Annotated in this window: 16 protein-coding genes and 1 tRNA gene; 9 read left to right on the top strand and 8 right to left on the bottom strand. The window is 66.4% G+C overall.

The window, feature by feature from the left end:
* Window positions 1-36 precede the first annotated feature (36 nt).
* Entirely contained in the window at window positions 37-969 is a 933-nt protein-coding gene (gene rnz / locus C474_RS10700) for a ribonuclease Z (RefSeq protein WP_193363651.1), read from the top strand.
* Window positions 970-1,029: 60 nt separating this feature from the next.
* Complete coding sequence (locus C474_RS10695) at window positions 1,030-1,902, top strand: PhzF family phenazine biosynthesis protein (protein ID WP_008386663.1); 873 nt, start codon at window positions 1,030-1,032, stop codon at window positions 1,900-1,902.
* Here the strand turns inward: C474_RS10695 and C474_RS10690 are convergent.
* Both C474_RS10690 and C474_RS10685 read right to left on the bottom strand, forming a co-directional pair.
* Window positions 1,894-2,250, bottom strand: a complete 357-nt coding sequence (locus tag C474_RS10690) for a hypothetical protein (protein WP_008386662.1) — start codon at window positions 2,248-2,250, stop codon at window positions 1,894-1,896. The genes C474_RS10695 and C474_RS10690 overlap by 9 nt on opposite strands.
* Before the next feature lies 1 nt (window position 2,251).
* Entirely contained in the window at window positions 2,252-3,190 is a 939-nt protein-coding gene (locus tag C474_RS10685) for a prohibitin family protein (RefSeq protein WP_008386661.1), read from the bottom strand.
* A gap of 171 nt (window positions 3,191-3,361) precedes the next feature.
* On the opposite strand from C474_RS10685, the gene C474_RS10680 reads away from it, so the two are divergent.
* Window positions 3,362-5,341 (top strand): DUF460 domain-containing protein, encoded by a 1,980-nt coding sequence (locus tag C474_RS10680; protein ID WP_049916910.1) that lies wholly within the window; start codon window positions 3,362-3,364, stop codon window positions 5,339-5,341.
* Between the two features lie 285 nt (window positions 5,342-5,626).
* On the opposite strand, the gene C474_RS10675 is transcribed toward C474_RS10680, so the two are convergent.
* Window positions 5,627-5,926, bottom strand: coding sequence for a PLDc N-terminal domain-containing protein (locus tag C474_RS10675; protein ID WP_008386659.1), 300 nt, complete (start codon window positions 5,924-5,926; stop codon window positions 5,627-5,629).
* An 82-nt stretch (window positions 5,927-6,008) separates the two neighbouring features.
* On the bottom strand, window positions 6,009-6,134 hold the full coding sequence (locus C474_RS23325; protein WP_275039811.1) for a hypothetical protein: 126 nt from the start codon (window positions 6,132-6,134) through the stop codon (window positions 6,009-6,011).
* A 236-nt stretch (window positions 6,135-6,370) separates the two neighbouring features.
* Between C474_RS23325 and C474_RS10670 the strand changes: the two genes are divergently transcribed.
* Both C474_RS10670 and C474_RS10665 read left to right on the top strand, forming a co-directional pair.
* Window positions 6,371-7,366 (top strand): tyrosine--tRNA ligase, encoded by a 996-nt coding sequence (locus C474_RS10670; RefSeq protein ID WP_008386658.1) that lies wholly within the window; start codon window positions 6,371-6,373, stop codon window positions 7,364-7,366.
* Between the two features lie 101 nt (window positions 7,367-7,467).
* Window positions 7,468-8,256, top strand: coding sequence for an alpha/beta hydrolase (locus C474_RS10665; protein ID WP_008386657.1), 789 nt, complete (start codon window positions 7,468-7,470; stop codon window positions 8,254-8,256).
* Here C474_RS10665 and C474_RS10660 read toward each other — a convergent pair whose 3' ends face one another.
* Window positions 8,257-8,436, bottom strand: coding sequence for a DUF7470 family protein (locus C474_RS10660; RefSeq protein WP_008386656.1), 180 nt, complete (start codon window positions 8,434-8,436; stop codon window positions 8,257-8,259). It lies immediately after the preceding gene.
* 93 nt (window positions 8,437-8,529) lie between these two features.
* Between C474_RS10660 and eif1A the strand changes: the two genes are divergently transcribed.
* The 4 genes from eif1A (at window position 8,530) to thsA (ending at window position 12,411) form a co-directional block, all read left to right on the top strand.
* On the top strand, window positions 8,530-8,820 hold the full coding sequence (gene eif1A, locus C474_RS10655; RefSeq protein WP_008386655.1) for a translation initiation factor eIF-1A: 291 nt from the start codon (window positions 8,530-8,532) through the stop codon (window positions 8,818-8,820).
* Window positions 8,821-8,920: 100 nt separating this feature from the next.
* Window positions 8,921-9,829 carry a serine/threonine-protein kinase Rio1 gene (gene rio1 / locus C474_RS10650; protein ID WP_008386654.1) on the top strand — a complete coding sequence of 303 codons (909 nt, stop codon included), beginning with the start codon at window positions 8,921-8,923 and terminating at the stop codon, window positions 9,827-9,829.
* A gap of 90 nt (window positions 9,830-9,919) precedes the next feature.
* Entirely contained in the window at window positions 9,920-10,462 is a 543-nt protein-coding gene (locus C474_RS10645) for a KH domain-containing protein (protein ID WP_008386653.1), read from the top strand.
* A gap of 287 nt (window positions 10,463-10,749) precedes the next feature.
* On the top strand, window positions 10,750-12,411 hold the full coding sequence (gene thsA, locus C474_RS10640) for a thermosome subunit alpha (protein ID WP_008386652.1): 1,662 nt from the start codon (window positions 10,750-10,752) through the stop codon (window positions 12,409-12,411).
* A gap of 498 nt (window positions 12,412-12,909) precedes the next feature.
* Here the strand turns inward: thsA and C474_RS10635 are convergent.
* The 3 genes from C474_RS10635 to C474_RS10630 all read right to left on the bottom strand — a co-directional run bounded on the left by C474_RS10635 (window position 12,910) and on the right by C474_RS10630 (window position 13,858).
* Window positions 12,910-13,013, bottom strand: a tRNA-Arg gene (locus tag C474_RS10635).
* Window positions 13,004-13,432, bottom strand: a complete 429-nt coding sequence (locus C474_RS23555) for a group I intron-associated PD-(D/E)XK endonuclease (protein ID WP_008386651.1) — start codon at window positions 13,430-13,432, stop codon at window positions 13,004-13,006. Before C474_RS23555 ends, C474_RS10635 begins: the two co-directional genes overlap by 10 nt.
* 48 nt (window positions 13,433-13,480) lie before the next feature.
* Complete coding sequence (locus C474_RS10630) at window positions 13,481-13,858, bottom strand: hypothetical protein (protein ID WP_008386650.1); 378 nt, start codon at window positions 13,856-13,858, stop codon at window positions 13,481-13,483.
* Window positions 13,859-13,967: the final 109 nt, after the last annotated feature.

Raw genomic sequence — 13,967 nt, 5'->3', positions numbered from 1 at the left:
CGTTTACCGCGTCCCCCACTGGGTCGGAGTATGTCGATGCGCGTGACGTTCCTCGGGACCGGTGGCGCGGTGCCGACGACCGAACGAGGCCCGAGCGCCCTCCTCGTCAACCGGGAGGGCGAGCGGTTGCTGTTCGACTGCGGCGAGGGCACCCAGCGGCAGATGATGCGCTTCGGGACGGGCTTCACCGTCTCGCACCTGTTCGTCACGCATCTCCACGGCGACCACGTCCTCGGCATTCCCGGGCTGGTACAGACGTGGGACTTCAACGACCGCGAGGAACCCCTCGTCGTCCACGCGCCGCCGGGGTCGAAGCGCCACCTCCGGAACCTCGTCGAATCCGGCGGCTACCGGCCGGGCTTTCCGATCAACATCCACGAGGTCAAACCCGGAAACGTCGCGCTCTCGGGCGGGGACTACGAGGTCCGCACGTTCGAGACGAATCACCGGAACGTCCGGTCGATGGGGTACGCCCTCGTCGAGGACGACCGGCGGGGGCGGTTCGACCGCGAGAAGGCCGAGGCGTTGGGCGTCCCCGTCGGTCCGGCGTTCGGTCGCCTGCACGAAGGTGAGTCGGTCGAACTGGAGGACGGCACCGTCGTCCGACCCGAACAGGTCGTCGGCGAGTCCCGGCCCGGTCGGAGACTCGTCTACACGGGCGACACGCGGCCCGTGGACGCCACCGTCGAGGTCGCCGCAGAACCGGACCTCCTCGTCCACGACGCGACGTTCGCGGACGACAGGGCCGACCGGGCGCGCGGTACCGGCCACTCGACGGGCCGCGAGGCCGCCGAAATCGCCTCCCGCGCCGGGGCGCGCCGCCTCGCCCTCACGCACATCTCCTCGCGGTACGCCGGCGACGCCTCGCCCATCGAACGCGAGGCGCAGGCGGCGTTCGACGGCGAGGCGTTCGTCCCCGACGACGGTCAGAAGTTCGAGGTGCCGTACCCCGACGCGGACGGCGAGTAGCGGGACACCGACTGGCACGCCCACCGCAGCCTTTTCTCCGATGCCGACGCAGAGCGCCGTATGACCGAGACTCCGTTCCACCTCGTGGACGTGTTCGCCGAACGGCGCTACGCCGGCAACCAACTCGCCGTCGTGGAGAGTCGGAAATCGCTCTCTGACGAGGAGATGCTCTCGATAACGCGGGAGATGAACTACTCGGAGACGACGTTTGTCGAGGGCGGCCCCGTCGACGGCGCGTGGCCCGTCCGCATCTTCACGCAGAAAGAGGAGATTCCGTTCGCCGGCCACCCGACGCTGGGCACCGCGGCGGTCCTGCGAGAACGCTTCGACGCCGGCGACGACGTGACCCTCGGACTCGGCGTCGGCGACATCCCCGTCGAGGTGCGCCCCGACGGCGACGGCGAGGCGTACTGGATGACCCAGAACGCCCCCGAGTTCGGCGCGGAACTCGACCACGCGCGCCTCGCCCGCGTCCTCGGACTCGACGACGCGGACGTGGACCGCGAGTGGCCCGTGCAGGTCGTCTCGACCGGTCTCCCCTCGATCTTAGTTCCGCTGACGGACCGCGACGCCCTCGAACGGGTCGACATCGACCGGACAGCGTACGACGCTCTCTACGACGACGTCGGCGTCGAGAACGTCTTTCCGTTCTGCGCGGACCCGCGGGAGGCCGACCACCACCTCGCGGCGCGGATGTTCTCGCCCGGCCACGGCGTCGACGAGGACCCCGCGACCGGGAGCTCGAACGGCAACCTCGCCGGCTATCTCGCCCGAAATCGCTACTTCGGCGACGACGAAGTGGCCGCCTCCGTCGAACAGGGCTACGAGATGGGGCGACCGTCCGTCCTCCACCTCGAAGCCGAGGACGGCGACGAGGTCAGCGTCCGCGTCGGCGGGCGCGTCGAGTTCGTCGCCGAGGGGGAATTAGTCTAAGCAGTCCGCGCAGTAGCGGTTCGTCCCGTCGTCCAGGAGGACGAGGGGGACGCCGAGGACGACGAACTCGCGGACGTACCGCCGCGTCGTCGTCGCGGGCGCGCCGCACGCCGCACAGTCGTCGTCGCCGCCGGCCGAGGCCGGCGAGTCGAGCAGTCGGGTCCGAACGCCCGCCGCCGTCCGCGCGTAGGCTGCCTCGCGCGTCAGGAGGAACGCGAACGCGGCGAGGACGGCGAGGCTCACGAACGGCAACACGACCCGTCCGGCGGGCGTCCGCGCGAGTGCGCCGATGGCGGCGAAGAGAGCGAACAGGGCGACTGCGAGGGCGAGTCCGCGCCGGGAGCGCATCTCAGGCGCTCGCGGGGGTCGTCGGAGTGGTCGAACCGCTCGAACCGCCCGAACCGCTCGAACCGGACGTATCGGCCGTGACGTTCGCGGCGTCGCCCGCGTTCGAACCGGGTTCTATCGACCGGACGAACTGCGGGTAGCCGTCGCCGCCGACGGGGATGTACACCGTGTCGGTCTGGTCGAGTTTGTCGATGTACTTCTGCGTCAGGATGCGCTGGTCGAGCGACTGGGAGAGAATGCGGTTGGCGTCGGCCTCCCCCTGCGCGGCGATGCGCTTCCGGTCGGCTTCGAGCTTCTCGACTTCGAGTTCGTCCTGCTTCTGCTGGCGGCGTTGCTCGGTTATCTCCTTCTGCTCGACCGCTTGAGCGTACTGCGCCGGTAGTTCGACGTTGCGGACCTGGACGGCTTCGAGGATGAGGCCCGCCTCGGCGAACTCCGCACCGAGTTCCTTCTCGGCGGCCTGCTTCAGTCGCGTCTGCCCCTCGCCGGTGTAGATGTCCGTGACCGGGAGTCTACCGGCCTCGGTCCGGAGCACCGATCGAATGGAGGGACGAATCAGGCGCTCTTCGGCTGCGCCGAGCGTCCGGTACTGCTGGTAGAACGTGACGGCGTTCCCGGCGTCGACGCGGTAGCGGATGGTCACGTCGATGTCGGTGCGGAGGCCGTCCTCGGTGAGGACGGTGATGGCGTCGTCGCGGCCCGCCTGCGTTCCTTCACCCTGCTGCGATGACATCGTGTACGACTGCGGGCGGACCGACAGCGGAACCGTGGACTGCGAGACGGGGTTGACGAAGTGCGCGCCGGGGCCGAACACCTCGCCCGTCGTCGCACCCCACCTCTTGACGACTTTGACGTTCCCCTCCTCGACCGGTTCCCACGCGAGGAGGCCGGCTATCGGGGCCGCGATGAGGAGGAGCGCGATACCGCCGACGAGAGCCATCCGCGCCAGCGACTGCGGCGACGTGGAGGGCGGCGAAACGTCTGGATTCACGAGCGAACGTCGGCCTCCGAGAATATGTTAGTTACGAATCAAATGCGGGCTGACAGTCGGGTGTCGTCGAAGACACCCCCCGGCGTGGGATTCATATCCACACACGACCAACCGTGTTCCGTGAACGACCGGACGAGCGCACTCGACTCTCTCGTCTTCGGCGTGGACATCCAGAGCGGCGACGTGCGCGGCGACGCCCCTTCGTACGCCGTCGTGGCCTTCGACGGCGAGAACATCGACCGAGACGTGGTCTCACACCGGAAGCTGCGGCGACTCATCGAGCGAGAGCGGCCGGCCATCCTCGCCACCGACAACATGTACGAGTTGGCCGCCGACAAGGACGAACTCGTCCACTTCCTGCGTTCGCTCCCGGCCGAGACGAAACTCGTGCAGGTGACGGGCGCCGAGCGCCCGGAACCGCTCTCTAGGGTGGCCTCCCGCCACGGCGTCCCGTACGGGAAGAAGCCGATGAAAGAGGCCGAAGCCGCCGCCCGACTCGCCGCGGTCAACGTCGGCTACGAGGTGTCCGCCTTCACCAACACCACGAAGCTGAAGGTCTCTCGGGGGCGCTCGACGGGGAAGGGCGGATGGAGTCAGGACCGCTACACCCGCCGCATCCACGGCTCCGTCAAGCGCCGGAGCCGCGAGGTGGAAGACCGACTGAAGCAGGCCGGGTTGGAGTACGAAGTCGACGTGACGGAGAAGTACGGGGGCTACTCGAACGCGGTGTTTACCATCGAAGGGCGGCCCTCGGACATTCCCGTGTCCAGCGGACGCGCGGGCGACACGCGGGTCGAGATAGACAGAGAGCGGCGCGACGGCATCGAGTTCGAACCGCTCGTGAAGCGCCGCGACCACGTCATCGTCGGCATCGACCCCGGGACGACGACGGCGGCGGCAGTCATCGACCTGGACGGCAACAAACTCGACGTCCATTCGACGCGGACGGCCGACACCGCCGACGTCATCGAGTGGCTCATCGAACGCGGGCGGCCGGTCATCGTCGCCGCCGACGTGGAGCCGATGCCCGAAACCGTCAAGAAGTTCCGTCGGAGCTTCGACGCCGCCGGGTGGGAGCCCGAGAAGGACCTCCCCGTCGACGAGAAACTGCACCGCACGCGCGAGGCGGGCTACGAGAACGACCACGAGCGCGACGCCCTCGCTGCGGCCCTGTTCGCCTTCGACGCCCACGAGGACCAGTTCCAGCGCATCTCGCGGAAGGTGCCGCCGAACATCGAGAGCGGAGAGGTCATCTCCCGCGTCGTCGCCGGCGAGGAGTCCGTCGAGGCGGTCCTCCGGGAGATGACCGGCGACGACGGCGAGGAGGAGACGGAGGAGTCGACGCACGAGGAGCGGGAACTCACGGAGGAAGAAAAGAAGATACGGCGGTTGGAGCGCCGCGTCGAGCGCCTCGAAGAACACGCCGAGAACCTCGAAGCCACCGTCGAGAAGAAAGAGGAGACCATCGAGAACTACAAAGAGGAGCTCTCGGAGGCCAAGCGCGAGGAGCGACGCGAGGCCCGGGAGCGCCGCGAAGTCCAGCGCCTCGAACGCGACAACGGCCGCCTCGAACGGAAACTGGCGTCGCTGGAGGAGGAGAACGAGGAGCTATCGAGCAAACTCGAACGTCTCAAGCGCCTCTGGAAGCTCGACCACTCGAACTTCGCGGACGTGAACACGAACCGGAATCTCGTCCCCGTGAAGGTCGTCGAGCAGTTCACGAAGGACGCCATCGGCCGCGCGGACGAGGCGTACGGCCTCTCGCCGGGCGACGTGGTGTACCTCCGAGACGCCTCCGGCGCGGGCCGGTCGACCGCCGAGCGACTCGCGGAGACGAACCCGCGGGCGGTCCTGCGGACGGGCGGCCTCTCGGACGTGGCCGACGAGGTGCTCTTCGAGCACGAGATACCCGTCGGGCCGGCGGCGGACGTGACGATGCAGGAGGTGGACGAACTCGCCGTCGCCCGCGAGGCGGACGTCGGGACGGTCATCGAGGACTGGGAGCGGCGCGCCGAGGACAGGCGGAAGGAGGAGCAATCGGAGATGGTCGACCGCATCATCTCCGAACACCGGGCCGAATCGCGAAGCGAAGGTCGCTGACGTCGAATCGGCGCCGAGAGCCGGACTCTCGGCCGTCCCCGTGACACCCGCCGTCGTCCCACCACCGACGGGACGTCGAGACCCGATCCGAGGGAAGAGCAGGGCCGGTCCACCGCAAGGACTCCTCCTGAGGGGAATACCGACTCGCCTCTATTCCCCGGAACAAGGACACAATGCACAGCGATAAGAGGTACCGTCTTTACGTATCTTTGAACGTTTGACGAACTGAGTGACAAGGTTGGAGTTGTATCGAACATCCGCGCGTGAAGGCGGGACGGGAGTGGGCTATCCGCTCGCCTCCGCCCGGTCGAACACCATCCCGACGAGGAAGTAGACGAGCGCACCCAGAATCGGGAGGACGAACGCCAGTCCCGTCCACGCGAGGACGGCGTTGCTGCCGTTGGCGCGGGCGTGGACGTACACCCGCGCCGGAACGAGGAGGTGGAAGAGGACGAAGTAGAGTGCGAACCCGATCAGGTAGCCGATACCGTCCCACCCGGAGACGGCGACCCACATGACCACGAGGGGGACGAACGCCGCGAGGACGAGAAGCGCGAGGAGAGACAGCGGTGAACGCGTAGCCATCCTCCGAGACTAGCGGTGGCACGGTGATGAGCGTTTCCACCCCGTTCGAGAGCGCCGTGCGCGAGGTGTCAGGTCATTCGAACTACCGACGGGAGAACACGACCGCTGCGACGGTTCCGGTTCCGAAGCCGACGGCGGTTCCGATGCTGGCACCCAGAACGAGTTCGTCGATTCCGTCGCTCCCACCGTGTTCTCTCGATTGGCTCACGGCACCGCTAGCAGTCCCTCTGTTAATAACCGTACCGTGCCGACCGTTCAGCGGCGCGGGTCGGACGGTGAGGCGAGAGCGGTTCGCAGTCGGCGTCGACCGCAGGTGCGGAAAGCCGCTCGACGGCGGAGGAAAGCGACGCTCGATGCGTCGAATTCGACGTGTGCACACCGTCGGAGCGCTGTCGGGTCGAACCGTTCCAGAAGTCATATCCTCCCCCCCGGACACGAACAGGTATGGACGCGTACGACCTGATCACCCAGAACGCCGCCGAGGTGGTCACGGAGGACGAGGTACGTTCGTTAGCCGAGGACCCCGACGGGAAACGGGCCTACGTCGGCTACGAACCCTCCGGCGTCCTCCACATCGGTCACATGCTAACGGCCAACAAACTCATCGAGTTACAGGAGGCCGGCTTCGAGGTGGTGGTCCTCCTCGCGGACGTGCACGCCTACCTCAACGGGAAGGGGACGTTCGAGGAGATTCGCGAGACGGCCGACCGGATGCGCGAGCAGTTCGTCGCCTACGGCCTCGACGAGTCGAACACCGAGTTCGTCCTCGGGTCGGAGTTCCAGTTGGACGAGGAGTACACGTTAGACCTGCACGCCCTCGAACTGGAGACGAACCTCTCGCGCGCCGAACGCGCGATGGCCGAGATACAGAGCGGCGACACCGCGACGGTGGCGCAGGCCGTCTACCCCCTGATGCAGGCGCTCGACATCGTCTACCTCGACGTGGACCTCGCCATCGGCGGGATGGAACAGCGGAAGGTGCACATGCTCGCTCGCGACACCCTGCCGAGCATCGACGAGGAGGCGCCGACCTGTCTGCACACGCCGCTCATCGCCGACCTGTCGACGGGCGTCGGCAAGATGTCCTCCTCCGCGGGCGTCTCCATCTCGATGGAGGACTCCGAGGAGGAACTCCGCGAGAAGGTGAACAAGGCGTTCTGTCCGCCCTCCCGCGACCCCGAACCGGCCGACGACGGCGCCGACCGGGACAACCCGGTGCTGCAGATATTCGAGTACCACATCTTCCCCCGCTTCTGCGACGTCGTCGTCGAACGCCCCGAGCAGTACGGCGGGAACCTGACGTACGACGACTACGAGTCGCTGGCCGCGGACCTCGACTCGGGCGAACTCCACCCCGCCGACGCGAAGGGCGCGCTGGCGGACTACCTGAACGAACTCGTCGCCCCGGGTCGCGAGAAGATCCGAGAACAGCGCTCCTGACCGCCGTTCCGAGCGCGGACCGTGCGCTCCGTCGGGAACTCCGAATCCGAGCCGAACGCTAATCCTACACTTTCTCGGGCCGTCGACCCGCAGTTCGAGTCGTGAACGAAACCGACCGAACGGACGCGGAAGAGACGGTTGTGGTCGAACGCGACCGCGAGGTGACCGACGAACTCGCCGTCGACATCTACCGGCGCGAGGGGGTCGAAGACGCCCCCGTCGTCGTCCTCGTCTACGGCGGCGCCTGGGAGTCCGGCGCGCGCGGGCAGTTCTCGCGGTGGGCGCTCGACGCCGCGGAGGCGGGCTTTCTCGCCGTCGAAATCGAGTACCGCCCGAGCGGCGAGGCGACGTTCCCCGCGCAGATACGCGACGTGCGGACGTGCCTCTCGTGGGTCCGCGCGAACGCCGACCGGTTCGGCGGCGACGCCGACCGAGTCGCGGCCGTCGGCCACTCCGCGGGCGCGCACCTCTCGCTCCTCGCCGCGGTGGCGCCGATAGGGTCGTTCGGCGACGAGGACGACCCCGAACCGACGGTCCACGCCGCCGTCGGAATCAGCGGTCCGTACGACCTCCGGGCCGATTCGGACGAGGACGGCGTCGTCCGGCGGTTCCTCGGCGGGAGCGAGGACGAGATTCCGGAGCGGTACGCGGCGGCGTCGCCGGTGACGCACGCGTCGGCGGACGCGCCGCCGGCGTTCCTCCTGCACGGGGAAGCGGACGAGACGGTGCCCGTCGAATCCTCCGAGGGGATGGCGGCGAAACTGTCGGAGGCGGGCGCGACGACGGAGTTGCGGACCGACGCGGGGGCCGACCACGTCTACCTCCACTCCTCGTACTGGTACCCGGAAATTCGGGAGTCGGTGTTCTCGTGGCTCGGTCGGACGCTGTAGTTACATCATCCCGAACGCGCCCATCGCCGACTGGATGAGGCCGGAGGCGACGAGGGCGAGTCCGGCGATGACCAGAGCGAGGCCGGCGGCGACGACGGGGGAACTGTAGGCGACGAGCGCGATACCGATGACCAGGAGAACGATACCGGCGATACCTTTCGTGCCGAGTTTGTCGAGCATACCGTCGCTCGCCCCGACAGTCACCTAAACGTGCCGCTCCGCGACCGCGAACGAACGGGCGGTTTTAACCGAAGCGAGAACGAATGCGACCCCATGAGCGACAACGAAAACGCGGGTCGCGGCGACCTGCGGATGCCCGAGGGCGACGAGGTGTTCGCTGTCGTGGAGGACATGCTCGGGGCGAACCGGATCAAAGTGCGCTGTGCCGACGGCGTCGAACGGACGGCCAGAATCCCCGGCCGAATGCAAAAGCGCATCTGGATTCGGGAGGACGACGTGGTCCTCGTCGACCCGTGGGACTGGCAGGACGAGAAGGGCGACGTGGCGTGGCGCTACGAGAAGGCCGAAGCCGACCAACTCCGCGAAGAGGGCCACATCGCCTGATTCTCCCCCTCTTCGCGCGTTCTTCTTCCCGCGTGCGCGCCGTCGACTCCGGCGCGACGACCTGTGGGATTTTCAGGGTCCGTCCCGTACGTCGAGATAGATGACCGAGAGCGAAGAGTTCGGCCTCATCGCGCCGGACGAGGCGGATACGCCCGGCGACGAGTGGGAGTCGATAGACGTCTCCGACACGGAAGCCGACCGCATCGCCCGGAAACGCGACCGCAAGTTCGACCAGTTTCGAACCCGGTTGAAGGACGCCGACCAGTTCAAAGTCGAGCAGTCGGTGTTCGACGACGCGACGTTCGCCGCCATCTACAAACTCGTCCAGGACGGCCACATCGACGCGTTCGGCGGTCCCATCTCGACGGGCAAGGAGGCGAACGTCTACGAGGCTCTCGGTCCCGACGACACCGACGTGGCGGTCAAAATCTATCGCATAAACGCCTCGAACTTCCGCCACATGCGCGACTACCTCGAAGGCGACCCACGCTTCGAGGGCCTCGGTAACGACAAGAAGCGCGTCGTCCTCGCGTGGACCCAAAAGGAGTTCGCCAACCTCGAACGGGCCCGCCGCGCGGGTGTCCGAGTACCGGAACCCATCGCCGTCGAACGGAACGTCCTCGTGATGGAACTGGTCGGACTGGTCGAAGACCGGGCGCGGCGACTCGCGGAGGTGAACGTCGAGAACCCCGAGACGGCCTATCAGGTCGCCCGCGAGTACATGCGCCGTCTCTACTCGGCGGGCCTCGTCCACGGCGACCTCTCGGAGTACAACATGATCATCCACGACGGCGAACTCGTCGTCATCGACCTGGGACAGGCCGTCACCGTCCACCACCCGAACGCCGACGAGTTCCTGCGCCGGGACTGCCACAACGTGGCGAAGTTCTTCTCGCGGCAGGGTACCGACACCTCCGCCGACGAACTGTACGAGTTCGTCACCGAGGCGGAGGCGGACCCGACGGGCGATCCCGACGTGCACGGCCGCGAGGCGGGGGGCGACACCTGAGTCGAAATCGGCTACGACGCCACGAGGCGCGCCCACACGGTCCGAACCGACGGAAAAACTCTTAAACCGCTTCGCCGGATAGCGAGGGGTATGCAACACGTGAAGGTCCCGCAGGACCGTATCGGCGTCCTCATCGGCGAGGGCGGCGAGACGATGCGCGAGATAGAGCGTCGGGCCGAGGTTCGTCTGGATATCGACTCAGAGAGCGGCGCCGTCGCCATCGACGAAGTCGGGGACCCCGTCGCGGGGATGCTCGCGCCCGACATCGTCCGCGCGATCGGTCGCGGGTTCACGCCCGAAGCGGCGCTCTCGCTTCTCGACGACGACATGCGGACGTTCGAGCTCATCGACCTACAGCAGCACACGCGAAACAAGAACGACCTCCAGCGACAGAAGGGTCGGCTCATCGGTGAGAACGGCCGGACGCGCGAACTGATGGAGGAACTGTCCGGCGCCGACGTCGTCATCCGCGGGACGACGCTCGGTATCATCGGCCAACCCGAAGAGGTCGAGGCCGTCCGCCGCGCCACGGGGATGCTCCTCGACGGCGCGCCGCACGGCGCCGTCTACTCGTTCCTCGAACGCAAGCACAACGAACTGACGCGCGACTTCGACGTCCAGCCTTCGGACTGATCCCGTCGGCGCGTCCCTCACGAATCCCGTTTCGACGCAAACGTTCGAGCGACTGCGTCGTTCGCCGACCGAGACGCAGCGTCCACGGCCAGTCGCCTGCAGTCGCCTCCGGTCGACCCCTCGCGGAAGGGTAAAAGGTATATATAGGCATGTTTTCGTGCCACTACCTAACATGCAAATAGCGCCCCCGTGCGCCGGTTTCGCCGAGCGTCGTGAGAAAGTTTTTTATAGAATCGCAAACAACCAATCGGCTGAATATGTCTCAGCGAATGCAGCAGGGACAGCCCATGATCATTCTGGGCGACGACTCCCAGCGCACACAAGGGAAGGACGCGCAATCGATGAACATCTCGGCCGGCAAGGCCGTGGCCGAGTCCGTCCGGACCACGCTGGGTCCGAAGGGGATGGACAAGATGCTGGTCGACAACTCCGGCGAGGTCGTCGTCACGAACGACGGCGTGACGATTCTCAAGGAGATGGACATCGACCACCCGGCGGCGAACATGATCGTCGAAGTCTCCGAAACGCAGGAGGACGAGGTCGGAGACGGTACGACGACCGCTGTCGTCATCGCCGGCGAACTGCTCGACCAGGCCGAGGAACTCATCGATCAGGACGTCCACGCGACCACCATCGCACAGGGTTTCCGCCAGGCCGCCGAGAAGGCCAAGGAAGTGCTGGAGGACGAGGCAATCGACGTATCCGAAGACGACCGCGAGACGCTCGTCAAAATCGCCTCGACGGCGATGACGGGCAAGGGCGCGGAGTCCGCGAAGGACCTCCTCGCCGAACTCGTCGTCGACGCCGTGCTGGCCGTCGCCGATGAAGACAACGTCGACACGGACAACGTCTCCATCGAGAAGGTCGTCGGCGGCTCCATCGACAACTCGGAGCTCGTCGAGGGCGTCATCGTCGACAAAGAGCGCGTCGACGAGAACATGCCCTACATGGTCGAGGACGCCAACGTCGCGCTGTTCGACGGCGCCCTCGAAGTCCGCGAGACCGAAATCGACGCCGAAGTCAACGTCACCGACCCCGACCAGCTTCAGCAGTTCCTCGACCAAGAGGAAAAGCAGCTGAAAGAGATGGTCGACCAGCTCGTCGACATCGGCACCGACGTCGTCTTCGTCGGTGACGGTATCGACGACATGGCACAGCACTACCTCGCCCAAGAGGGCATCCTGGCCGTGCGCCGCGCGAAGTCCTCCGACCTCAAGCGCCTCGCCCGCTCGACGGGCGCCAGCGTCGTCGGCTCGCTCGACGACATCGAGGAAGACGACCTCGGCTTCGCCGGGTCGGTCTCCCAGAAGGACATCGGCGGCGACGAGCGCATCTTCGTCGAGGACGTCGACGACGCCAAGTCCGTCACGCTCATCCTGCGCGGCGGCACCGACCACGTCGTCGACGAACTGGAGCGCGCCATCGTGGACGCCCTCGGCGTCGTCAAGACGACGCTCGACGACGGGACGGTCCTGCCCGGCGGCGGCGCCCCCGAGACCGAGCTCTCCCTGCAGCTTCGCGAGTTCGCCGACTCCGTCGGCGGCCGCGAGCAGCTCGCCGTCGAGGCGTTCGCAGAGGCGCTCGACGTCATCCCGCGCACGCTCGCCGAGAACGCCGGTCTCGACCCCATCGACTCGCTGGTCGACCTGCGCGCGCGTCACGACGGCGGCGAGTTCGCCGCCGGCCTCGACGCCTACACGGGCGAAGTCATCGACATGGAGGAGGAGGGCGTCGTCGAACCCCTCCGAGTGAAGACGCAGGCCATCGAGTCGGCCACCGAGGCCGCCGTGATGATCCTCCGCATCGACGACGTCATCGCCGCGGGCGACCTCTCCGGCGGTCAGGTCGGCGACGACGACGGCGACGACGAGATGCCGCCCGGCGGCGGCGGAATGGGCGGCGGCATGGGCGGCATGGGCGGTATGGGTGGCATGGGCGGTGCCATGTGAAGTCGGTCTGAACAGGCACACCTCACCCACATCCGACCCGACCGCGAATCGTCGCAGGACCGTCGGCACGCGGGCCGAACCGAATCCGATTTCTTTCGACGCCAACCGAGAGCGGCGCGCCTCGCCGTACCCGATGAGACGGAGTAACATACAACACCGCCGCGTCCGTAGACCCGGCCATGGGTGACCGCGCCTGTTACCGGGAGTTCTGTCCGGACTGCGACGCGCAGGTGACGATAGTCGACGAGACGTGTCCGGGGTGCGGACGGGAATTGGAGATTCGGTAGGCCGTTCTCGCCGGACGCGGCAGTCGAATATCGAAAGTGGGACGGGGCATTCGCTCACTCCGTTCACTCTCCGATTCGAGTTCCGCAAGGGACAGTTCCGACACGTCTCGCTATCGCTCGGCAGTCTCAACAAGCGAAGAGAAGAGCGCGACGGAACCCCCGCGAACGAAGTGATCGGGGGGTCGTCGCGCGAGCGAGGCCGAAGGCCGAGCGAGCGCGACGGGATTCGAACCCGCGACCATCGGATGTCTTCCCCCAGCAGAAGTCTGCGTGGGGATAGAAGTCCGACGCTCTGTCCGACTGAGCTACGCGCCCGAAAGTTGCGGTAACCGCCTCTCCAGAGTGTATTCGTCAGCCCAGTTTATACCCTTTGACTGATTGTTGCCGGGTGGTGCGGTTCGAAGAGTCATTTCGTTACTGGATGCTTCGTCCACAGAGACGAGATACACACGGTCGTTAGTTAGTGTGCGAACAGCGAAAAAGTCGATATCGTCGTCATAGTCGCTGGTTGAGAGATCAGTACGGCTTGGTCCCGTGCTTCTCGTGCTAAATATGATTTTGTCGCCTTCATCACGACCAGTTTTGCATTGCAGACGATAGAACGAGCCATCGATTTCGATAACGAAATCGTATCGATGATTCTCTCCGAATGGAGTTAGTACGGCGATGTCTCGCATGACTAACGATGAGAGGACTGCAGCCTCCACTTTTTCTCCCTTATCTTTTGGATGCATTCTGGTAGCAGTGAATACACCGCGAGAGAACTATTCTTTTCGTGTAGATCAGCCGTCGAAGCGGTACAGCGACGTGACGAACGGCAGGCGGTTGAGTATCCAGTAGGCGACGGGGAGGCCGACGACCGTAATCGCCAGGAACGCGGCGAGGTTGGCCCAGAAGAAACTGAGCCACCAGCCGACGAGGACGAAGTAGATGGCGCGGACGGGGAGCGAGCGCTGCCCGCGCGCGGAATCCGGTGCCGACAGCGAACGGGGCTCCATCAGCGTCAGCACCGTCGGGACGAGGTTGATGACCTTGATGCCGAGGGGAAGGAGAACCACGGTCCCGTTCAGCGCCCACGCGGCGTTGACGATGACGGGGATGGCCCACCAGCCGACGAGGAGGAACCACAGCGCGCGGACCAACAGGGAACGTTCGTTCATGCGGGAAGAGAGCCGTTCAGAGGGCAAAGCGTCGCCGCAAAAGTACCGACGAAGGGGAGTCGAACAGTCGAACCGCGAGCGACCGGAGGGAGCGAGCGTCGTTTTTCGG

This window comes from Halogeometricum pallidum JCM 14848, assembly GCF_000337095.1.
In the GTDB taxonomy this organism is placed as follows: domain Archaea; phylum Halobacteriota; class Halobacteria; order Halobacteriales; family Haloferacaceae; genus Halogeometricum; species Halogeometricum pallidum.
This window is presented reverse-complemented; position numbering and strand designations above follow the sequence as displayed.